This window comes from Paenibacillus periandrae, from assembly GCF_022458865.1.
GTDB classification, from domain to species: Bacteria; Bacillota; Bacilli; order Paenibacillales; family NBRC-103111; genus Paenibacillus_S; species Paenibacillus_S periandrae.
This window is the reverse complement of record NZ_JAJNMU010000018.1, coordinates 129,190-150,508: the sequence shown is the minus strand read 5'-3', so window position 1 is coordinate 150,508 and position 21,319 is coordinate 129,190. Positions and strand designations below refer to the sequence as shown.

The 21,319-nt window shown below is 46.1% G+C and carries 16 protein-coding genes; 13 read left to right on the top strand and 3 right to left on the bottom strand.

The features are described from left to right. Positions 1 to 73 precede the first annotated feature (73 nt). Together LRL21_RS28190 and LRL21_RS28185 are read right to left on the bottom strand one after the other, a co-directional pair. Complete coding sequence (locus tag LRL21_RS28190; RefSeq protein ID WP_240419176.1) at positions 74 to 1,423, bottom strand: TrkH family potassium uptake protein; 1,350 nt, start codon at positions 1,421 to 1,423, stop codon at positions 74 to 76. A 46-nt stretch (positions 1,424 to 1,469) separates the two neighbouring features. Then, a complete protein-coding gene (locus LRL21_RS28185) occupies positions 1,470 to 2,621 on the bottom strand; it encodes a THUMP domain-containing class I SAM-dependent RNA methyltransferase (protein ID WP_240419102.1) in 1,152 nt (383 codons plus the stop codon). Between the two features lie 357 nt (positions 2,622 to 2,978). Here LRL21_RS28185 and LRL21_RS28180 point away from each other — a divergent pair, with 357 nt between their 5' ends. After that, complete coding sequence (locus tag LRL21_RS28180) at positions 2,979 to 3,614, top strand: O-methyltransferase (RefSeq protein WP_240419101.1); 636 nt, start codon at positions 2,979 to 2,981, stop codon at positions 3,612 to 3,614. Between the two features lie 98 nt (positions 3,615 to 3,712). Here LRL21_RS28180 and LRL21_RS28175 read toward each other — a convergent pair whose 3' ends face one another. Further along, complete coding sequence (locus tag LRL21_RS28175) at positions 3,713 to 5,326, bottom strand: type 2 periplasmic-binding domain-containing protein (RefSeq protein WP_240419100.1); 1,614 nt, start codon at positions 5,324 to 5,326, stop codon at positions 3,713 to 3,715. A gap of 176 nt (positions 5,327 to 5,502) precedes the next feature. On the opposite strand from LRL21_RS28175, the gene LRL21_RS28170 reads away from it, so the two are divergent. From LRL21_RS28170 to LRL21_RS28115, 12 genes are all read left to right on the top strand, one after another. Beyond that, positions 5,503 to 7,809 (top strand): helix-turn-helix domain-containing protein, encoded by a 2,307-nt coding sequence (locus tag LRL21_RS28170; RefSeq protein ID WP_240419099.1) that lies wholly within the window; start codon positions 5,503 to 5,505, stop codon positions 7,807 to 7,809. Positions 7,810 to 8,142: 333 nt separating this feature from the next. Next, a complete protein-coding gene (locus LRL21_RS28165) occupies positions 8,143 to 9,789 on the top strand; it encodes a type 2 periplasmic-binding domain-containing protein (RefSeq protein ID WP_240419098.1) in 1,647 nt (548 codons plus the stop codon). 67 nt (positions 9,790 to 9,856) lie between these two features. Then, positions 9,857 to 10,816, top strand: a complete 960-nt coding sequence (locus LRL21_RS28160) for an ABC transporter permease (protein ID WP_240419097.1) — start codon at positions 9,857 to 9,859, stop codon at positions 10,814 to 10,816. A gap of 13 nt (positions 10,817 to 10,829) precedes the next feature. Continuing rightward, entirely contained in the window at positions 10,830 to 11,732 is a 903-nt protein-coding gene (locus LRL21_RS28155) for a carbohydrate ABC transporter permease (protein WP_240419096.1), read from the top strand. Between the two features lie 52 nt (positions 11,733 to 11,784). After that, entirely contained in the window at positions 11,785 to 13,002 is a 1,218-nt protein-coding gene (locus LRL21_RS28150; protein ID WP_240419095.1) for a sialidase family protein, read from the top strand. A 65-nt stretch (positions 13,003 to 13,067) separates the two neighbouring features. Continuing rightward, positions 13,068 to 15,134 carry a hypothetical protein gene (locus tag LRL21_RS28145; RefSeq protein ID WP_240419094.1) on the top strand — a complete coding sequence of 689 codons (2,067 nt, stop codon included), beginning with the start codon at positions 13,068 to 13,070 and terminating at the stop codon, positions 15,132 to 15,134. A gap of 218 nt (positions 15,135 to 15,352) precedes the next feature. Beyond that, positions 15,353 to 16,213 carry a hypothetical protein gene (locus LRL21_RS28140; protein WP_240419093.1) on the top strand — a complete coding sequence of 287 codons (861 nt, stop codon included), beginning with the start codon at positions 15,353 to 15,355 and terminating at the stop codon, positions 16,211 to 16,213. Between the two features lie 254 nt (positions 16,214 to 16,467). Then, positions 16,468 to 16,995, top strand: coding sequence for a VanZ family protein (locus tag LRL21_RS28135; protein ID WP_240419092.1), 528 nt, complete (start codon positions 16,468 to 16,470; stop codon positions 16,993 to 16,995). Between the two features lie 12 nt (positions 16,996 to 17,007). Next, entirely contained in the window at positions 17,008 to 18,117 is a 1,110-nt protein-coding gene (locus LRL21_RS28130) for a sensor histidine kinase (protein ID WP_240419091.1), read from the top strand. A 135-nt stretch (positions 18,118 to 18,252) separates the two neighbouring features. Beyond that, a complete protein-coding gene (locus LRL21_RS28125) occupies positions 18,253 to 19,131 on the top strand; it encodes a carbohydrate ABC transporter permease (protein WP_420832496.1) in 879 nt (292 codons plus the stop codon). A 14-nt stretch (positions 19,132 to 19,145) separates the two neighbouring features. After that, positions 19,146 to 20,021: a carbohydrate ABC transporter permease gene (locus tag LRL21_RS28120; protein ID WP_240419089.1), complete on the top strand. Its 876-nt coding sequence runs from the start codon at positions 19,146 to 19,148 to the stop codon at positions 20,019 to 20,021. Between the two features lie 110 nt (positions 20,022 to 20,131). Continuing rightward, on the top strand, positions 20,132 to 21,301 hold the full coding sequence (locus LRL21_RS28115; RefSeq protein ID WP_240419088.1) for an efflux RND transporter periplasmic adaptor subunit: 1,170 nt from the start codon (positions 20,132 to 20,134) through the stop codon (positions 21,299 to 21,301). The last annotated feature ends 18 nt before the right edge of the window (positions 21,302 to 21,319 follow it).

Sequence of the window (21,319 nt, the reverse complement as noted above, 5' to 3'; positions counted from 1 at the left end):
ATAAAGAATCAGGTCCCAGAGCTGCGCCGTTTGGTTGCGCTGTTCCGTGAGCCTGATTCTTTTTTTGCTGTGCTTATCCAATCGTAATTTTACCTTCGGGGTAATGGTACAATTCCTTTTTGTTTTTGGGCTGCAGGGCATAGGATAGCGTGACGGGTCCTAATCTTCCGGCAAACATCATCAGAATGATCACTATTTTTCCAGTGAATGTTAAATGCGGCGTAAGTCCCATGCTCAGTCCAACCGTTCCAAAAGCAGAGGTGGTTTCAAACAAGATCATTAAAAAAGAATAGTCGTGTGTAGCAAGCAGAAGCATGGTGACGATGAAGATGAGCAGTAAGGAAAGGAAGGTTACGGTAAGGGCACGGTGGGTATATTCATGCGCCAAACGGTATCGAAACAGCACGACATCTTCTTTTCGCCGGATCATTGTAATCATGGCACCAATCAGTATGGCAAAGGTAGTTACTTTAATTCCACCGCCTGTTGATCCTGGAGCTGCACCGATAAACATCAGGAGGACCATGAAAAACTGGGTAGCCTGCCTCAAGCTCGTTATGTCAATCGTGTTGGTTCCTGAGGATCTGGTACTGACCGATTGAAAAAAAGCAGCGAGGATCTTATCAAATACAGGCAAGGGACCGAGCGTATGGGTGTTGGAAAATTCAAAAATAAATATGACAAGCGCTCCAAAAACGACCAAAAAGCCTGAAACGGAAAGCACAATTTTACTATGAAGGGAAAGCTGCCGAGTTTTCGGATAATCAATAAGCTCTGACATCACGATGAAGCCAATTCCACCTAAAATGACGAGGAGCATCGATACCGCATTAATCACAAAATCGTCGACATAAGGCGTCAGGTTCCTGTAACCGCCAACGAGCTCGAATCCGGCGTTATTGAACAATGACACAGCGTGGAACACTCCATAGTAGATGGCTTTGCCCAAGGGCATTTCAAAGGACCAGCGTATTGCAAAAATGAAGGCGGCTATACTTTCTACAACCAAGGAATAGACAACCACATTTTTGATGAGTCGGACAATGCCTTCTATCGATATTTGGTTCAATGATTCCTTCAGGACAAGCCGTTCCCTCAAGGAGATTCGTTTTCTGACGACGATCGCGAACCAGGTAGTCATGGTCATAAATCCTAATCCACCCAGCTGCACCATGACTAGCAGAACAATTTGTCCGAAATGAGTGAAATGGGTTGCCGTATCGACCAGAATCAAACCGGTTACACAGGTTGCCGATGTAGCCATAAATAATGCATCGATATAGCTGAGCGAACTGCCTTCAACTGAAGCAGCAGGCATCCACAGCAGGAACGAACCCAGAACGATAATGACCGCAAAGCCCAAGGCAAGTGTTTGTTGAGGGCTTAGCTTGATTGGCTTCCAATGGATACGACTCAGATCAATCACCTCATAATAAAACCCTGATGCCTACATCAGGGCGGTTATATTCTTAAGATTCCCGACGTGGCCCGTACAATCCACCCGGTGCAAAATACTGAAACAAATGGCACTCAATCCGTCCATTATACAGCTTGCGCTTCCTGTCAGCAGGTCTGCTCATGAAGTGCTCGACCTGCTTGTTCGGATTCAAAATAAAGCTAGACCACGTTGGCAGATGAAGGGCCAGCAAGCCAAGGTCACGGAGAACCTTGTCCACTTCCTTCAGGTCTCCCAAACGTTCTCCATATGGAGGATTGGTAATGATACAGCCATAATCGCCTTGTGGTTTGGCTTTGGCCACTGGAAGCACCTGGAATCTTAGCTCACGCGCAAGTCCGGCTGACTTGGCCGCGGCGAGTGCGATGTCTATGGCATCCTTATCGATATCCGAGCCGATAATTTCAAGCGGTACATCGTCTTTTACCAGATCATAAGCTTCGTCCCTGGCTTCGTCCCATAGGGATGTGGGAATTATCGGCCAAGCCTCAGCAGCAAAAGAGCGTCGTTGTCCCGGAGCGATGTTCCAGCCGATCATAGCAGCCTCGATAGGGATGGTTCCCGAGCCGCAAAATGGATCGTACAGCGGCCGGTCCACGCGCCAACGGCTGAGCAGTACGATAGCTGCGGCCATCGTTTCTTTTAGCGGCGCTTCTGTTGCGATTTTGCGATAGCCGCGCTTATGTAAGCTTGGACCTGTTGTATCAAGCGTCAGTGTAGCGATATCATTCAATAGCGAGACTTCCATGACGAAGCGAGCTCCCGTCTCGGGAAACCATTCGGTATGATAGTGCTGCTTCAGGCTTTCGACGACCGCTTTTTTTACGATACCTTGACAGGCAGGAACGCTGGACAGCTGAGACTTGTGAGAGCGTCCTTGCGCAGGGAATTCGGCATCCTCGGGAATCCAGTCTGCCCATGGCAGCGCCTTGGTGCCCTCGAATAGCTCATCGAAGGTGCGGGCTTCAAACTGGCCCATTTTGACAAGCACGCGATCCGCTGTGCGCAGCCATAAGTTGGCACGGCATATCGCCAGCTCGTCCCCTGTGAAGTTAACCCGGCCATTTTCGACAGTTGTATTATCATAGCCCAAATCGCGTATCTCGCGAGCTAGAATAGCCTCAAGACCCATAGGACAAGTGGCGATTAATTGAATTTCGGACATCTTACACACTCCAGTTGAACTCTTATTGGAAAAGCCATACAATGTTGTTATAAACACCATCGGTTAAAACATATGCTTCTGATATTATAAGTAAACAAGGATCGAAGTCAATCAAGGATGGGCGACCGCGTTCCAGAGGAGTGTTTCCTTGAAATATCAGTCAGCTTAACCTCCAGTTAAAACATATGCTTCTGATATTATAAGTAAACAAGGATCGAAGTCAATCAAGGATGGGCGACCACGTTTCAGAGGAATGTTTCCTTGAAATATCAGTCAGCTTAACCTCCGGTTAAAACATACGCTTCTGATATTATAGGTGATAAGGTTGGTTTATACAATATAAGGGGGAATTATAGGATGACGCAGTTATCTGCTGAGGAATATGTGGAATCATTGTTGACTCGCGACGAGCAACTGGAACAAGTAAAGGAAGGGATACGGAGCCGCAGCATGCCGGAGATTTCCATAGCTCCAGGCTATGGCAAGCTGTTGACTTTACTGGTCAAAATGACAGGAGCACAGCGTATTTTGGAAATTGGTGCTTTGGGCGGCTATAGCGGAATTTGTTTGACTCGCGGCTTGGGTGATCAAGGTAAGCTGATTTCACTGGAGCTTAAGCAGGAATATGCAGATGTGGCTCAGCAGCATCTCAATGAGGCTGGACTTGGGGACAAGGTAGAATACCGTGTAGGAGAGGCTCTGCATCATTTACAGCAGCTTGCAGATGAAGGGCAGAAATTTGATGTTTTTTTTATCGATGCGGATAAAGGGAACTATCCGAACTACCTGGAATGGGCGATCAAGCTGGCCAACGCGGGGGCTATAATTATGGGTGACAATGCGCTGATGCATGGTCGGGCCATGGATCCAGAGCAGAACGGGAATGCAGTGACCAAGATGCGTCAGTTCAATCAAAGCATGGCAAGTGATCCACGGCTGGAGGGTGTTGTTCTACCGGCATATGACGGATTAGCAATTGCTCGTGTACGTTAACAGACAGCTTCATTAAAAAAGACCATGTCCTCACAGGCCATCAGTACCGGCTGTCGAAGCATGGTCTTTTTGTTTCCGCATCAGTTGATCAGAAACAGTCATGGTTTGTTGTAACGATCCAATCCTTGCTGCATGATCATGATCATCTCTTCAACATGCATGCTCTTTAATTTATTGACGTAGGCTTCCCATTCCTGCTCGAGACCGCCTTTATACACCCAGCGGATAAACGTCTGCCTTACATAGGCTTTGATATTCATTTGCAATTGCGCCAGCTTGTCGCGGTCTTCGGGTGAATAGTCCACATAGTCGGGAAAAAACCTGTCGAGCGGAGCAACAACGGGTGCGTACATCGCTACGGCTCTGGAACGGTCATAATTGCTGTTGCCCGGTAGGAAGCGGAGCTTGGCAGCCAGGTCCGGCGTCATGGCCGAGATGGCATCGACATTGGGAACATCTCCGTTGTCCGATGTATCCGGCCAAATATCATAAGTACCGTCGCTATTTTTCTGGGACCCTTCTCCAAATAATCCGTACGTTTCTTGCACGGTCCAGTCCGGATCGGCGAGCAGGTCTGCCAGGCGAGCTGACGCGATCGGGTATTTATTATTTTTAAAAATGGTGAACTGATTGTTGCGGACGATCCAGGTTTGCTGCCGAAACAGCTGCTTCTGGATGTTGGGGGCTTTGGGTGGCAGCATGGGCACGTAAATATCAGGATTAGGATTCCCATAGGCTTCAATGGAACCGATGCTTCCCGGTTTGTCCATCAATTTGGCGTGATAGGCGCTCCAATCGTCCGTGAAAACCTCCGGAGGAATCAATCCGTCCCCGTATAGCTTATGCAAATAGGCCAGAGGCTTTTTGATTTCCGGGTTAATAGCCTGGAATCGGACTTTGCCATTTTCAACCGAAACATAGCTTTCATCCGGCACAAGAATACCAAAGGAACCTCCGAATAAGTCCAATGGGCCGCCTACATATTGGTCCCAGCGAAAATAATAAGGGATAACCTCCTTCGGAATGCTGCCTTTTCCGGCATTCATCTTGAATTGCAATAGCGCTTCTGCGAATTGTTCGGTTGTTTCCGGCACTGGCAAACCGAGCTGGTCCAGCCATTTTTTATTAATCAGCCATTGGTCGCGGATGCCCAAATATACGTTGTTTTGTTGAATAAGGCCGAGACTGTAAATGTTGCCGTCAGCGGCAGTCATCGCTTTTTTGGAGGACGGGTCCAATTGAAGTGCTCGCATCCAATTGGGCGCATATTTCAGCATGTCCGAGAATGCGACGATATCCCCGGCGGACTGGGCTATGGCCATTTGATGCGGTGATACATCGGAGCGCAGCATGAGATCGGGATATTGCCTTGAGGCAAACATCAGGTTCAGCTTATCTCGGTTATCGACAGAAATTTGCTTGATATCGAGATGAATTCCGCTTTTTTTCTCCAGAGCCTGAAAAAATTTAGATTGGTTGTAGTCGCCTTTAAACGATGTGACAATTGTTGTTTTTAGCGTGATGGGCTGATCGACGATCGGATATCCGGTTAAGTTGACCGCGACACCGTTCTCAATAACTCGATTGTCTGCCAATTCTCCGGAGCTTCTTGAAATGCCTGGGGAATTGGGAATCGCCAATTCATTGCAACCTGTGAAAAGGATGACAGACCCTAGCAAGACGACGAGACGCCAATTGGACCTCTTGTTCAAGATGTCATTCCCTCCTCATCGATTGAATGCAGAATCGTTATTATCGTAACAGGCTAACCCAATTTCGTAAATATGCGATTGTTGGACCATAGTCTATTTTTCTAAATGGCTGTTTGGTCGGGTCTGGAGAATGTACAATTGCAGAGGTATGCGTTATATTAATAACGAATGTGACAATGAAAGAGCTTACATGGAAGGCGGGACGCGATGCGATGTATGGGCTGAAAAGGAACTTGCTGCAAACCAATCGATTGTTTCTGCGTTATTTGCTGTCTTATATGCTGGTGCTTATCATACCACTCGCGATCATCGCTATGTTGGTTTATATTTATTTTTTTCATTTGCTAAAAGATGAAGTTATCAAAAACAACGTTAACATTCTCCAGCATGTCGTTACTGCCGTAGATACGAATATTACCGGAATGAACACGGTTGCCTACCAAATTTACAGCAACCCGGACTTAACTACACAGCAAATCGGCGATGGTCCGTATCCTGTATCCAGAGGGATCTATCAATTAAAAAGCTATATTTCGGGCAGCAACTTTGTAAGCGATGTCGTCGTGTATTACAACCAATTGAATTTGTTTGTTTCCTCGACGCGAACCTATACGATGCAGCAATTTTTGAAAGCGTATTATGGTGGCTCCATCACGGATGAGCAATTTCAAGCTGCTGCAAGTAACACGAGCGGCAATGCGGTTTGGGTGCTGGATAGTGAAGCCGCAGGAGGCGATATGGGCCGAGTTGTGAGCTACCTTGTGCCCAACAGCTCTAATTATGACAAACGTATGGTCTTATTCGTCATTAAGGAGCAGGCATTTCAACAAATGATGAGCAGTGATAAAGGCAATATTATGGCTATTAATCCAGAGCATAAGACCGTTGCCGCATTTAAAAAAGTCAGCCGCCCTGATGAGCAGGAATTATTGGGCTTCCTTCAATCGGACCGGCTTGAGCAATCAACGGTAACAGAGGTGGGCTCCTCTTCCAGCTTCGTTTCCTGGATTCAGTCCCCCGAAACCGGTTGGAGCTACCTGATGGTTATGCCGGTAGAGGAAGCGATGAGACAGGTTATCGCGGCAAGAAATGCCTTCCTGTGGACGTTTCTTGGTATAATTCTCGCCGCTGGCATACTGATCTTGTTCAATATGCGTATGAATTATCGACCGATTCGCCAGCTTCGATTGTTTGTGGAAAAGGAGACTGGGAGCGTTGCTGAGGCTGGTAATGAGTTCGAAGCGGTACGGATGACCATTAACCGCATCAATCATACGAACAAAATGTTGAACGATCAGGTCAAAAGCAGTCACAGCGCGGTCAAAGACTTCCTGCTGAACAACTTGATCCGCGGCTCTTACGCGCATTCGGATGCTTTTAACGAGAAAGGCACAGAGATCGGGATTTCCTTCAGCAAGCCTTTTTATCGCGTCGTTATCTTTTCCGCGGGCACTTCAGATCGGCAGCAGAAGCAGTCCGCCGCATCTCTATCTGAGCTTGTGGAGCTGCTGGAACAATCGCTCCCCGATGAAATCGAAGGCTTCGGCCACATGAACATCGATAATCATATGATTTTCATTTTGGCTGGTCAAATCGAAGCTGATCATCAGGCGCTGCATGACACGTTAACGCAGATGCAGCAAATCATGATGAACAAGCTGTGCGCAAATGTCGCGGTCGGTATAGGCAATGGCTGTGAAGAAACAGGACAACTCGGCAAATCTTACATTGAAGCGTATACGGCGCTCGATTACCGGCTGGTCAAAGGAACAGATCAAATCATCTATTTTGACGATATCCAAATTGCTGCATCCTCGGATTACCCTTACCCCGTCGAGGAATTGAGAGCGCTCGAATTGTTCATCATCGAAGGCAATACGGAGCAAATCTCTGTGACCGTTACGGAACTGGTGGACCAAATTACGCGTCGCGATGTACCTTTATTCGAAGCTCGCTGCCTTTGTTTCGATATTATCAATACTGTGCTGAAAACGATGCAGACGATCAATAAAAAGTTTGTTGTGCTGGATAAAGGGTACATCGACGTCATTTCGCTCGCTCAGTTTGAAACCGTGAAGGAGCTCGGACAGAACATCAACGAACTCTGCTGGACACTATGCAAGTATATTAAGGAAAATCGTGACAAGCATGATCAGGAGCTGCTGCAGCAATTGATCGACTACATGGATAACAATTACCACGACCCGAACTTTACGGTTCAGAGCATGGCGGATCTTTTCAACATGTCCCTTTCAAATTTGAGCTACTATTTTAAGAAATACTCGGGTCAGAACATCTCCGATTACATGAATTATTTGCGTATGGAAAAAGCAAAGCACCTGCTAAGCTCCACAGAAAAACCGTTAGTCGAAATCATTTCCGAGATCGGTTACTATGACGTATCGAGTTTTGTGCGTAAGTTTAAGAAGGAAGTTGGCACGACGCCAGGGGGGTTCCGCAAAATCACGTACAAAGGCATATGACGAACTTATAACCGAATAAATGGCTATTGGCTAGGCCGGCTTTGATGAACGCGCATCTTAGATGTGTTCTTATCGAAAGTCGGCTTTTTAGCTGTCCGCACATGATTGGATAATTGCATACTGCCTGCACGACAACAGCTCTTCATGCAGGTAAAAGCCTAGTGCTGCTTGGCTTTATTGGTCTGTGGGAGAAAAGCATACCGTCATTTAGCGGCATATTTACGAAGCTGCGGAACATTTGCTAGCCTGATAAAGTGATCGCTCGGCACAGGGTCACATGTAATCGATTACAAGTAGTTAGGCCATCACAATATGACATAGGGGGAGTACAGAATGAGAGGGAAAATGGGCAGGCTTGTTTCCGGGATAGTTTGCATGACCATGCTCGGCGGTTTTTTGATCGGGTGTTCCGAAAGCGCCAAAGTGGGGGAGCAGAACGTCTCTATAGGCAGCGGCGGGGACACCAAGCTGCTTGATGGCGGTGTGACGAATGCGACGGGCTACCCGATAACGGCAGCACCGATCACATTAAATGTGGGTATCATCTATGGCGCTCACATGGGAGAGTTTACGAAGTATGATATTTGGAAAAAAATCGAGGAAAAGACTAACATCAAAATCAATCTGAAGGTGTACAGTGATGTCGAGAAGGTCAATTTGATGTTCAGCAGCCGGGATTATCCGGATATCATTTTACGCATGGACCCTACACCTCAGGCGATTTCCGATGCGGTTGATGCGCAGGATATCGTCAGCATTGATCGTCTTCTGCAGTATACTCCGAATTGGAGCAAGTTTTTTGAGTCCAATCCGGACCTGAAGCAGCAAGCCTTGATGCCGGACGGAAAGTTATACGGTTTTCCGTTTGCATTGATTGACGAATACAGCTACAACTTGCGGGACCAGTGGTTTATGAATCGGAAATGGTTGGACGAACTTGGATTGAAAATGCCCACCACGACAGAAGAATTCAAAAATGTGCTGACCGCCTTTAAAGAGAATGCCGGCAAGGGCTCCATTCCTAAAAACGTGACCCCATATTATATTCAGTATGGCAGCAATATCGGCGGGCAGTTTGATATGTACGCTTCGTTCGGGGTCTACGCCCCTGGGAGCTATTTTATTGTGGAGGACGGCAAATTCAAATCCCAAGCGACGAATCCGGATCTGAAAGAGCCAATTCGCTATTTGGCTGACCTGTATAAGAACGGGCTGATCGTTCCGGAAGCTTTCACAGATGACTGGGGCAAATATACGGCTGCTATATCGTCCAATCCGCCGATGATCGGTTCGATGACCTCTTACGGCGATCAGAATGAAAACTATATGGATGGGAAATGGTGGTACCCGATGGCACCGCTGCAATCCCCCAACGGCAAACAGCCGAATATTCGCCGCCAAAATCGCAGTATTTGGCCGAGAAACTTTGTCATTTTCAAAAACAATAAATACCCTGTAGCATCGGCAAGACTGGCGGAAATGCTGGCTGAACCGGATTGGTCCATGACGATGAACTATGGTAAAGAAGGCGTGGCATGGACGAAAGAGGCCAACGACAAGTACCAATTGACGAATCAAAAAATAGAAGCAGACGCCGATAAAGGACTCTCCAATTATGGGATAGCACTGCTCGACGAGAATATGTTCAAAAATAAAATTATCAACCTGAATGTCAAGAAGGAAGGCACAAGAGAATGGGCCTACGACAACATTTATAAAAAATATTTGCCAGCCAAAAACTTGAATTACCCGCCGGTACCTGCCGGATTGCTGAAAGACACTGAAAAACTGCGTATGGCAGATTTGGATAAAGCGATTAACGATTATATCAAAACAACAATTGCCAACTGGATATCGGGCAAAGGAAATGTCGATGCCGAATGGGATACCTATGTGAAAAAACTGCAGAGTCTTGGCTTGGATGAGTTCATGCAGTTGAATCAAAAACAGCTGGATGCCGCCTCCAAGCTCGGCAAGTAACAGGCAGCGGGACAATCGGGCAGCTGCCCGATTACCGCATCCATCGAACGTACGAGAGGAGTTCAACATGATCGATTCTAATCCGGTTATCCGAGCGCAAGCCCCGACACGGCTGTTCAGCAGAAAATTGCTCAAAGTGAGAGAAAATATAGGCTTATACGTTCTGGTCCTTCCCGCGCTGATCTATGTTCTTGTATTTGAATACGTCCCTTTATACGGCATTTTGATTGCCTTTGAAAATTTTAAACCAGTTAAAGGCATATGGGGCAGCGAATGGGTAGGCTTGTATCATTTTGAAAGACTATTCAAGCTGGATATGTTTTGGACATTGATCAAAAATACGCTGTCGCTTAGCTTGTACTCTTTATTGGCAGGTTTTCCTATTCCGATTGTGCTCGCTTTGGCGCTGAATAGCGCAAACAGCAAGCGGTTAAAAAGCATTGTACAGACGGTAACGTATGCGCCCCATTTTATATCTACGGTCGTACTGGTCGGCATGCTTAACGTGTTTCTGGCTCCACGCTTAGGGATTGTCAGCCAGTTCCTGAATTTCCTTGGGTTGACGCATGGCCCGCTAATGATCCTGTCCGACCCCGAATTTTTCGGGCATCTGTATGTATGGTCCGGCGTTTGGCAGGGCATGGGTTGGGGCAGCATCATTTATTTGGCGGCATTATCGGGTGTCGATACATCACTGCACGAAGCTTCCATTGTGGATGGTGCGAATAAATTCCAGCGCGCCTTCTATATCGATCTGCCTTCGATTATGCCAACTATCGTTACCCTGCTAATCTTGAACTGTGGTGGGATGCTGGGCGTCGGCTTTGAAAAAGCATTTTTAATGCAAAATGCGTTGAATTTGGGAGCTTCCGAAGTTATTTCCACTTATGTCTACAAGGTGGGCCTGCTGCAGTCCCAGTACAGCTTTTCCGCAGCGGTCGGTCTATTCAATTCAGTTGTTAATTTACTATTGTTGTTAACGGTCAATAAACTGGCAAAAAAATTAGGGCAAAGCGGAATTTTTTAAAGGTGGGGTCAGGATGACAGGCATAACGCGCAAAAGCCAATCCGATATGGTTTACGATACGATGAATAACATTTATTTGTTTCTGATGTTGATCCTGGTATTGTATCCGATGTATTTTATCGTGATTGCTTCCTTCAGTGACCCTTCCGCAGTAGGAACGGGCAAAGTATTTATATTCCCCAAGGGTTTGAATTGGGATGGCTACAAACTTATTTTCGAATACAAGCAGTTATGGATCGGGTACCTGAACACGGTCTTGTACACGATTGGCGGGTCATTGCTCAGCGTCAGTCTGACACTGATGACGGCATATGTTTTTTCGCGTAAAGATTTGGTTGGCCGGGGGTTCATCATTACGCTGTTTATTATCCCCATGTTTATCAGTGGGGGACTGATCCCGACTTATTTGCTGGTAAAGGATCTAAACCTGATCAATAACCCGCTCATCGTTATCATACTCGGAAGCGTCAGTATGTGGAATATCATCATTACACGAACGTTTTTCGAATCAACCATTCCCGTGGAGCTGTTTGAAGCAGCAAAGATGGATGGCTGTGGCAATATCGGATATTTTACGAAAATTATTCTGCCGCTTTCCAAAGCGATCATTGCCGTGCTGGTGGTATTTACTGCTGTCAGCCAGTGGAACTCATTTTTTAACGCACTTATTTATTTGAACGACCGCAGTTACATCCCGCTTCAACTGGTGCTAAGGGAAATACTGACGAGTCAGACGCAAATGATGCAGCAGCTTGATCTCGGTATTGTGGACCAGGACATGGCGCAAAAAACGTTTTTGGCTGAGTCCGTCAAATACGGCATCATCATCATTTCCAGCTTGCCGATTTTATGCATATACCCTTTTGCGCAAAAGTACTTTGTCAAGGGAGTTATGATTGGTTCGCTAAAAGGATAAAAACCGAAATTTGTATGGATGCGGATCTTACTCATTCCGAAGAGGTGTACGAATGAAATTATTGGCTGATGAGTTTGTCAAAGTATATGAATCTGCAGATCCGTCCAGCATTTACTGCTACAGCCCCGGTCTTGCTGTGCTTCCATCTGGCCGTTTGGTGGCTACTCTGGATCTTGGCGGTCCTGAAGTAAAGTCCCCTCAAGGAAAAGTGCTAACCTCGGATGACCAGGGCTTGACGTGGACATATAGATCGGATTATCCGTATGTGCATGCGAGACCGTTTGTCGCCGGTCGTTCTCTTTATGTGATAGGTCATAGCGGCGATTTGATGATCATGCGTTCAGATGATGAAGGTGAGAGCTGGACGAGCCTGGTTCGCCTGACTGAAGGCGAGGAATGGCATCAGGCGCCATGCAACGTCCATTATGCCAATGGATCGGTGTATCTGGTTATGGAAAAACGCCTGTATCGCAGCATCGAAGGCTGGCCTGTGGGCGAATTGGCGCCTATTCTGATGCGTGGAAGGACAGATTCGGAGCTGACAACAGCAGCAAACTGGACTTTTGCCTCTGAGCTTGCCTTCTGTGATGCTATTCCTGTAGAAAAATTGGACTATTTCGGCGTTCCTTTTTTTCATAACGATCCTCAGCGATACATCGATGTCGCACCGAACAGAGGCTGTGCCCCGGCGGGCTGGCTGGAAACGAACGTGGTGCAGTTTATTGACGAAAACCATTTGTGGTACGACGTGGCGGGGAAAACGTTTCATTTGTGGATGCGCGCCCACACGGGGGGAAGTGGTTATGCGGCAATCGCCAAAGTAGTGGAAGATGAGCACGGCGTGATGACAACCATGCTGGAGACTGTCCCTTCGGGTAAGCACATTGCATTCGTACCCTGCCCGGGAGGACAAATGAAATTTCATATCCTGTTCGACGAACGTATGCAATTGTATTGGCTGCTAAGTACGCAGGCAACGGATAGCATGACCAGAGCAGATAGACTGCCCTCGGACCGCTACAATTTGCCAAACAACGAGCGGACAAGATTGCAGCTGCATTTTTCTAAAAATTGTATCGATTGGTGCTTTGCCGGTCTGGTAGCAGCAGGAGCGGCAGCGAAGCACGCAAGGCACTACGCCACCATGGCGATTGACGGCGATGACTTGCACATTATGAGTCGGTCGGGCGATGAACGGGCTTCCAGCGCGCACAATGGCAATTTCATATCGTTCCATACTGTTAAGCAGTTTCGGGAGCTTGTTTATTGACACTGTCTTGTCTTCATGCAGTTTTGGATAACAACAATAATGAAAATTCGTGGGAGGAATGACGTATGACCGATCGTAAGGATTCGCACAAGCTGGTAACGCGCAGAGAGCTGATAGCCTCGTTGGGCATGACCGGTGCCGCGGCACTATTGTACGGCGCTTCGGGGGGGATCGTGAATGCAGCCGCTGGTACCTCCGTTCAGGACAGTGTTTATGGAAACAATTCCGAACACGGGAATGTTCAGTTGGGTGGTTTGCTCCGCATCTACGGTACTTTCAGGCCAAGTGTGCGGATCTTTCAGGAGTGGGACGTTCTGGAGCACACTTCTGCTGACGGCATAACGACTGGTTACCGATGGGCTGGAGCACGCCCTCATACGACTGCTGCCAACAACCCGGCTGCTGATGGAGGTATTAGCAATACGGCGTGGGTAGCTGTATATCAAGTTGGTCTCGAAGACGCGCTGGCTGAACACAGCGGTGCTTTGCTTGTAGGCGGCGTGCAACCGGTCTGGCGTGTGATTGACTCCGCTCTGTGGCCCTCCAACCCGACTGACGCCATCAAGGCGGTACTGCTATCGGCTGCCGTAGAAGGTGGCGTAGTGCTGATTCCCGCAGGTTCATATGACTTTACTGCATCAGGCGGCAATATTGATGTGCCGCCTAATGTTATCATTTCCGGCGATGGGGTCGGTGTGACGAATCTTACTTGGAATGGCGATGGTTACCTGTTTCGTTATTGGCGAAACTCTACGGTGTGGAGCGGTGCTGTTGGCACCAGTCATGCGATCATCGATTTGTCGATAAATGGCGGCAGTAATTCCAATTCGATCGCGATCGAGATTTCGGATACATACGGGTTCAAGCTTCGCAATTTGAGCATCTACGGTTTTTTGGCAGGGGATGGCCTGGTGCTGCACTCCCGCAATTTTTGGGTAGAGGGAACGACATTGGAAAACGTATCGATCAGCAATTGCAAGCGTCATATTGTGTTCAAACGTCAACCAGGAACGTCCAACATGCCTTCGTATGGATATACGACCTTTCGCAACGTCTCTCTTAACGTTCGCGACGGCCAGATCGGGATGCTGGTAGGCGATGATGCATACAACAATGCTTCGCATGAAATCTATAATGCAATCCTGGAAGTCAACATCTGGACAACAGGCAGTTCAATAGGCGTTGGCTTTGGCAAAAACGGCACCATACGTGATTCCGGCGGCATGTTCCGCTGCGAGACGCCGCCTGAGGGGGCAGCATTTACAGGTAATTTCATTAAAATCGATTACCCGGAAACATCGGGCATGTTTAATTTTGACGGGTCCGTAAGAACATCGCATTTAAGCAATGCCGAGAATTGGAAAAATACGTGGCGAGATCTGAGATATCAAAAGCTGCGGGATATCGGCGAGCCTAAGCCTGGGGTGCAGAATTATGCACAGTGGTTTCGAGTGTGCCGTATTGGGACGGACCGATCGCTATTTAGCGGCAGGGTCAGGATGACTACGGATTACGGCAAGGCATCCTATCGCTCCGCATCCGCCGAATTCGCATTTGGTGTTCGCGGCAATGAGGCAGGCGGTTTTAAACCGATATTTAATGTCGATGGCGACGGTTTTAATGGAACTGGCGATGCATTTGCCAACTTTACCGTATATGCCGATGCAGGAGGGAAATACTGGCTATATTTCCGCCGTCCCAAATATACGAACTATTGTGTGTTCGAATATACGTACGACTTGTATCCGCAGGGCACTTTTGAATATTGGGACAAGGTAGCTTCGCCTGAGCTGGATACGTCCTTGACCAAGGTATGGGACTCGCTTTCTTATTCATCCCAATCCTCGTATGTCGGGGATGAGATAGTATTTACAGGGCAGCGTGCAATCGCTTCGGTTAACGGCGGCAATATAAACTATCAAGTGGCCCATTTATTAGGCGTCACGCCTGAGTGGTACACCGCTACGGCGTTATCTGCCGACGCCAATTCGATTGGGATCTCTTCAATAACAGCAGATAAGGACAATATCACGGTCGCATTCAAAGCGGCAACACCTGCCGGGAGCGCAAATATAAAATTTGCAGTAGAGTGGGGTCGCAAGCAGTTTAACAACCGCTTCCGTCCATCATGAACAACGACGGGGGCAGTTCTATTTTAATTCGATCTGGAAACTTTGCATTCACTAGCATGAGGGCTGCCTAACGGTAGCCCTTTATTTTGCTGGCAATAAGGGATAACGCAACAAATGCATTGCTTTTTACGTTTAACATATGGAGTTATTTGTAAATGAGACAGAACACAGGATGGCAGAATGTTTATATATTTCTATAAGAAGTGAGGGATTACATATTGACGAACTTCATCCATCGTGCAGGCATAATGATGCTGATACTGCTTAGCACTCTCGCATGCAGCAATGATCAAGTCATGTATGACAACGGTATGTCGACAAACATATCTGAACATAGTGGTCAGCATCCGATCTATAGGCCTGACTTGTTTCCTGAGCATGTAGTTATTCCCTTTGAAGAAAGTATGGGACAACCCTTAGAGAAGGGCACTGCTCCTATCGGGGCGAAGCTTATCCAAAGCTTTGTTCTTCCCGGGTCTGAGGCGGAAGTTCTTGTATATACAAATGGGGTTGCCTCCTCAGGTTTAACCGGATATCTCAAGGGTAGGAATTCAGAATGGAAGTTAGGTGACATGCCCAATTTTGACGAGAATCAAGTCTGGATCCATCCTTTAAGCTTTTTGACTGGGGAGGTTTCTGGTGCCGTTATTGAAATCCCTTTTGGCTCGATTGGTGCAAAAAAGGGGCTGCTGACTTATCACCACAATACTGATTCTTGGCATGTAGTTGATTTTCAAGGGCATACCACGATTCCAATGGATATTGACAGCGATGGTGTCCCTGAATGGATCGGCAACCAGACAGACTGGGTGCCTCCCGCTCTGGAGATCCATCGGTGGGTCACGGAGCATGAGCGCTTCGAATCGACCGTTCTGCAATCAAGCAGCTTGTTCCCTGAAATAGCTAATGACGAGCCTTCCTACTCGTCCCTTTTTATAGAGAATGGACAGCCCCTGATTCAAATCGGCAATAACGATGCCTACGCTTTTTTTACATATGATCAAGGCGTTTTGAAGCAGTACCGTCCAGCAGATACTCGGGATCGCGTTCTTGAGATGCAAATGGCCCGAAGTCACTAAAGTGATTTTTAGTTGTGATTGAACCTTAGTATTGTCCAAAACACCCTGCTTTCCCGTACCTGAGGTAATCCAAGGCAGTTTGGTTCGTAAGTCTTTAAATTATCCTCACCCTAAATAGATGTAGAAGTTTAAGAAAAATTTTATTTTTAACCCCATTTCTTTTTAAATAGTTTTCCTTATCCTAAAAGTGTACGAATGGTTAGGAGGATACTAAGGATGAAGAAATGGTTTTTTTGGAGCTCAGGAGACTCAAGATGGTGAGATGGGAAATAAAACATAAGAGAACGTTGAATAATCTTAAAATCCATGCACTGTTTGTCTTATATGTGTACGCATTATTCAAAATTATTCTGTTTAAGTTCGGTGTGATCGATATGACATTTCTCAGTCAGCAACTTAAGCAGAGTCTGAGAAATCCGGATGATATCACCAGGCGATTGCAAAAAGGTAATCTGATCCCCTTTAAAGAAATATCCAGATCGATTCATGTTTTATCGATTCATGATCTGATTAACATGATTGGGAATATTGCGATATTCATGCCATTCGGTATTTTTCTTGGTTTCATGCTAAGAAACAAAAAAATATGTTTGATAGGCGCGTTCACACTTTCTTTAGGTTTAAGTCTAATCCTGGAAAGTGCGCAGGCCTTATTCTCTATTGGAAGTTTTGACGTCGATGATCTTATTCTAAATTCCAGTGGAGGCTTGATTGGCTTCATCGCTTGCAAAGTATGGGTTAAGTTTATGGCTACATTCCGAACAAAAGGGAGGTCCCTATGATATATGCATTCAATGGCTATAATGACCCGGAGCTTTCGCTTTAAAATGATTCAGCTGTTTGGTTCAAGTATGCTTTTTTCCGCTGTTATTACCTATATCATCTATAAGATTCTCCAACTCTTTTATTATACGACCATGTTCGAAAATCCATTGACAAAATTTCGTTATTTCATGAGAGATATTGGGGATGTTAACTTCTTTTTGCTTATTTTCATTCCTCTCTCGATTTTGTTTTTCTTTCTCCTCACCAAAAGATATGTGGCTTATTTTCAAGAAATATCCAACGGTATTAATCAGCTTGCGAATGGTGATTTCAACAGTCGTATACGTATTCCATCCAAAGATGAATTCGGGGATATTGCGAGAGACATTAATCTAGCCAGTCAAAAATTGCAGCAAGCTTTGGAGAGAGGAGACCTTGCAGAAAACAGCAAGGAACAATTGGTCCTCAATTTGGCTCACGATTTGCGTACGCCGCTGACTTCGATTTTAGGTTATCTGGATTTCATTCTTCAGGACGATCAGTTGACTGCCGAACAAATCAAGCACTATACGAGCATTGCTTATACCAAATCTCAACGTTTAGAGAAGCTCATTGACGAGCTGTTCGAAATAACACGAATGAACTATGGCAAGCTTACCTTTGAAAAACAACCAATCGATCTGAGCGAGCTTCTCATCCAGTTAAATGAGGAGCTATACCCTGCCTTTGAGAAAAACAACCTAACAACCCGATTGAATGTGACTCCGCATTTGACTATTTGGGGTGACGGAGAGCTATTGGCACGTGTATTTGAAAATCTGCTGACGAATGCCATTCGCTATGGAAAAGATGGTCAGTTTATTGATATTAATTGCAATATTGACGCAGAAGATATGGTGATTCAAGTGGTCAATTATGGGGATTGCATACCTCCGGAAGAGCTGCCGCATATCTTCGATATGTTTTTTACCGGCGATCAAGCACGGATTCATCGTGAGGGGAGTACCGGTCTTGGCTTGTCTATTGCGAAAAACATTGTAACTCAGCATCAAGGCACAATTTTGGCCCAAAGCAGTTTGATTCGTACACTTTTTGAAGTCCGTTTCCCGCGAAAAATGGCATCTGAGGCACTCGACTAACTATTGTACCAATCATTTAAGGAAAATTTTATATTTACCCCACTTTTTTATTTAACAGCCTGCCCTATTCTAAATGTATGAATGGGGAGGAGGAAACTGTGAATGAACAAGTGGGGTTTTTGGCATGGCTTCATTATGAAGAAGAAAATAAAAAAATGGATTCACAAGGATTCAGCGGCTGCCTGGATATTTCTCGCACCAAGCGGTGCTGGATTTGCATTGTTCTACCTTATTCCGTTTGCCATGGGAGTGTTCTACTCCTTCATGGATAGAACGATCGACGGCCAATTCGTTGGCCTGGATAATTATCGCGAGCTGCTTGCGAGCAATTCCTTCCGAAAAGCGTCGTCCAATACATTTTATTTTAGCGCGGTTTGTGTTCCGCTTTTACTTGCGCTTTCGTTGGGTTTGGCGATGCTGTTGAATAAAAATATATATCTGCGTAAATGGCTGCGGACTGCATATGTGCTGCCGCTTGTCGTTCCCGTCGCCTCGATTATTCTGATCTGGCAAATGCTGTTCGATTGGAACGGCTCCTTGAACGCCTGGCTGAGCGGCTTCGGAATCGAACGTGTGGATTGGATGAAGACCGATGCGGCCCGAAATGTAATCATAGTCGTTTATGTATGGAAGAACATCGGCTATAACGTAATTTTATTTTTGGCGGGACTACAGCAAATTCCGAAGGATTATTACGAAACCGCCCAAATTGAAGGGGCTGGGCGTTTACGTCAGTTTGGCAGTATTACACTTGTTTATTTAACATCCACGATGTTCTTTGTCGTCATCATGTCGATCATTAATTCGTTTAAAGTTTTTCGGGAAACGTATTTGATCGCAGGCGATTATCCGCATGACAGTATCTACATGATGCAGCACTATATGAACAACATGTTCACGTCGCTCAATATTCAGAAGCTGACTGCCGCGGCGACCTTGATGGTCATCTGTATTCTTTTGATTGTCAGGGGCTTGTTTGCTCTTGAACGCCGATATCGGCAGTTCATGGAATAGGGGGAAGGAAGACTGTGCAAGTTGCCAAACTATTACAAAAAAGTGCGTTAACGGTATTCGTGGGTGCTATAGGAGTCCTGTTATTATTCCCGATTGCGCTCACCTTGACCAATTCGCTCATGACAGAACTGGAAATTGACATCAATTATGGACCCATTGGGCAGATGAACCAAGCGACTGTTGGGAAAGCAAATCCTTTTGTGAATTTAAAATTGCTGCCGGATCAAGTGTCCTTGGAGCAGTATGGCAAGGTGTTGGTGGGCAGTCCGAGATATCTGACGATGTTTTGGAATTCGGTATTTATGGTAGTGCCGATCATCGCAGGACAAACCCTTGTAGCTGCACTTGCTGCGTACGCCTTTTCGAAGCTGCAATTTCGCGGCCGGGAACACTTGTTTCTCGTCTACGTCTTGACGATGCTCATGCCATTCCAAGTAACGCTAATTCCGAATTATATTATGGCGGATAAGCTTGGTCTGCTGAATAGTACCAACGCTATTATATTGCCTGGAATATTCGCAGCTTTCGGTGTGTTTATGCTCAGGCAGTTCATGCTGGATATTCCATATGTCTACGTCGAAGCGGCCAAGATGGATGGAGCCGGACATTTACGAATTTTTTACAAAATTATTATTCCGATGATCAAACCGGGTTTGGCTGCACTCGTTATTTTATTGTTCGTCGATTATTGGAACATGGTGGAGCAGCCGCTTATTTTTCTGGACGATCCATTCAAGCAGCCGTTATCCGTTTATTTATCGAAGATTAATGGCGAGCTGGGGATTGCTTTCGCTGCATCCATGCTCTACATGGCTCCGATGGTGCTGCTGTTTCTGTATGCGGAAACGTATTTCATTGAAGGTATTCAATTGTCTGGTATCAAGGGGTAATTTTTGTAAAGCTGATGCTTGCCATGCAAGTTTTTCCAATGTAAAACTCAGACGATGCTTAAGAAGAAAATTTTCCAACGGAAAGTTTCTTAGGAGGAGAAAGACGGAATATGGAGTTAGAAAAAGAACTGGGTGATCGTAGGCACAAACGAAGCATTCAAGTCGTGTTCATTGTTTTTATGGGATTGTTAATATTTTTTACGTTGTTCAGCAACACGCTGCAGTCACTGACCTTGCCAAAAGTGAGAACGGAAAAGCTGGTTAACAGAAGTCTTTTATTTACACTCGAAGGCAGCGGTATGATGCAACCGTTCGCCGAAACGAGATTATCGAACCCTGCTGGCTGGAAGGTCCAAACGATTCTCGTAAAAGAAGGAGATCGTGTGAAGAAGGGGCAAAAGCTAATCATCTATGACAGCAAAGTTGTTGAAAGTGAATTGGAGGATGAAATAACAAACTTGGACAAGCAGAAAATCGAGCTGCAGAATGTTCAAGATCAGTTCATTCTATCAACGACGGAAGGGGACGCATTCAAGATTCGGGCTGCAAGCCGCAATATTGAAACACGTAAACTTGATCTCGGCATACAGGAACGTAAAATTAACGGGCTGAGAGACCGTCTGACAAGCCAACAGGAAATGAACGCTCCGTTCGATGGCATTATTAATAAATTGAATGCTATTGAAGGAGTAATAACAGCAGGGGAACCAGACGTTCTTATCTCAAATAGCAGTCTGGGCTATCGTTTGGATATTTCTGTCGATGCAACGCTGCTTTCCAGCTTGGGGATTTCGATCGGAGAGAAGATAGAGGTCAAGATACTTACAGTAGCAGAAAGAGACCAAGAACAACAAATCCGTATGATCGACGGCACGATTGATGAAGTGGCAAATATACAACCTCGTACCCAGAGCACATCTGTAGAAGAAGCAGGGCCTACCCAAACGATTGCACAGAAGGCACTTCGCATAAAGGTCATTGATTCCGAGCTGAGAGGGGGTGAGAAGGCAGAGTTCAAATTGGAGAAACGCTCAAACCAAGAAGGGCTAGTCATATCCAATGCGGCGATTCATCAAGACCGCGACGGCCTGTTCGTTTACAAAATTGACGAGCAGAGGGGGGCATTAGGCAATAGCTTTGTTACTCGTAAAGTTCGAATTCAGTCCAGTGAGACGAATGGAAAAGAAACAATGATTAAAGCGGAAAGCCTCTATAAGGACGACCTGATTATTATGGAAAGCAGTGAGCCTTTACAAGAGGGAAATCGTGTTCGTTTTTGACAAAAAAATCCAGGAGGT

What these genes read in the sequence shown, in the direction of transcription:
- LRL21_RS28130 (WP_240419091.1), top strand. Translation starts at nt 17,008, where the DNA reads ATGGCTATAATGACCCGGAGCTTTCGCTTTAAAATGATTCAGCTGTTT.
- LRL21_RS28170 (WP_240419099.1), top strand. Translation starts at nt 5,503, where the DNA reads ATGAAAGAGCTTACATGGAAGGCGGGACGCGATGCGATGTATGGGCTG.
- LRL21_RS28160 (WP_240419097.1), top strand. Translation starts at nt 9,857, where the DNA reads ATGATCGATTCTAATCCGGTTATCCGAGCGCAAGCCCCGACACGGCTG.
- LRL21_RS28135 (WP_240419092.1), top strand. Translation starts at nt 16,468, where the DNA reads ATGGTGAGATGGGAAATAAAACATAAGAGAACGTTGAATAATCTTAAA.
- LRL21_RS28165 (WP_240419098.1), top strand. Translation starts at nt 8,143, where the DNA reads ATGAGAGGGAAAATGGGCAGGCTTGTTTCCGGGATAGTTTGCATGACC.
- LRL21_RS28145 (WP_240419094.1), top strand. Translation starts at nt 13,068, where the DNA reads ATGACCGATCGTAAGGATTCGCACAAGCTGGTAACGCGCAGAGAGCTG.
- LRL21_RS28185 (WP_240419102.1), bottom strand. Translation starts at nt 2,621, where the DNA reads ATGTCCGAAATTCAATTAATCGCCACTTGTCCTATGGGTCTTGAGGCT.
- LRL21_RS28155 (WP_240419096.1), top strand. Translation starts at nt 10,830, where the DNA reads ATGACAGGCATAACGCGCAAAAGCCAATCCGATATGGTTTACGATACG.
- LRL21_RS28115 (WP_240419088.1), top strand. Translation starts at nt 20,132, where the DNA reads ATGGAGTTAGAAAAAGAACTGGGTGATCGTAGGCACAAACGAAGCATT.
- LRL21_RS28125 (WP_420832496.1), top strand. Translation starts at nt 18,253, where the DNA reads ATGAAGAAGAAAATAAAAAAATGGATTCACAAGGATTCAGCGGCTGCC.
- LRL21_RS28180 (WP_240419101.1), top strand. Translation starts at nt 2,979, where the DNA reads ATGACGCAGTTATCTGCTGAGGAATATGTGGAATCATTGTTGACTCGC.
- LRL21_RS28150 (WP_240419095.1), top strand. Translation starts at nt 11,785, where the DNA reads ATGAAATTATTGGCTGATGAGTTTGTCAAAGTATATGAATCTGCAGAT.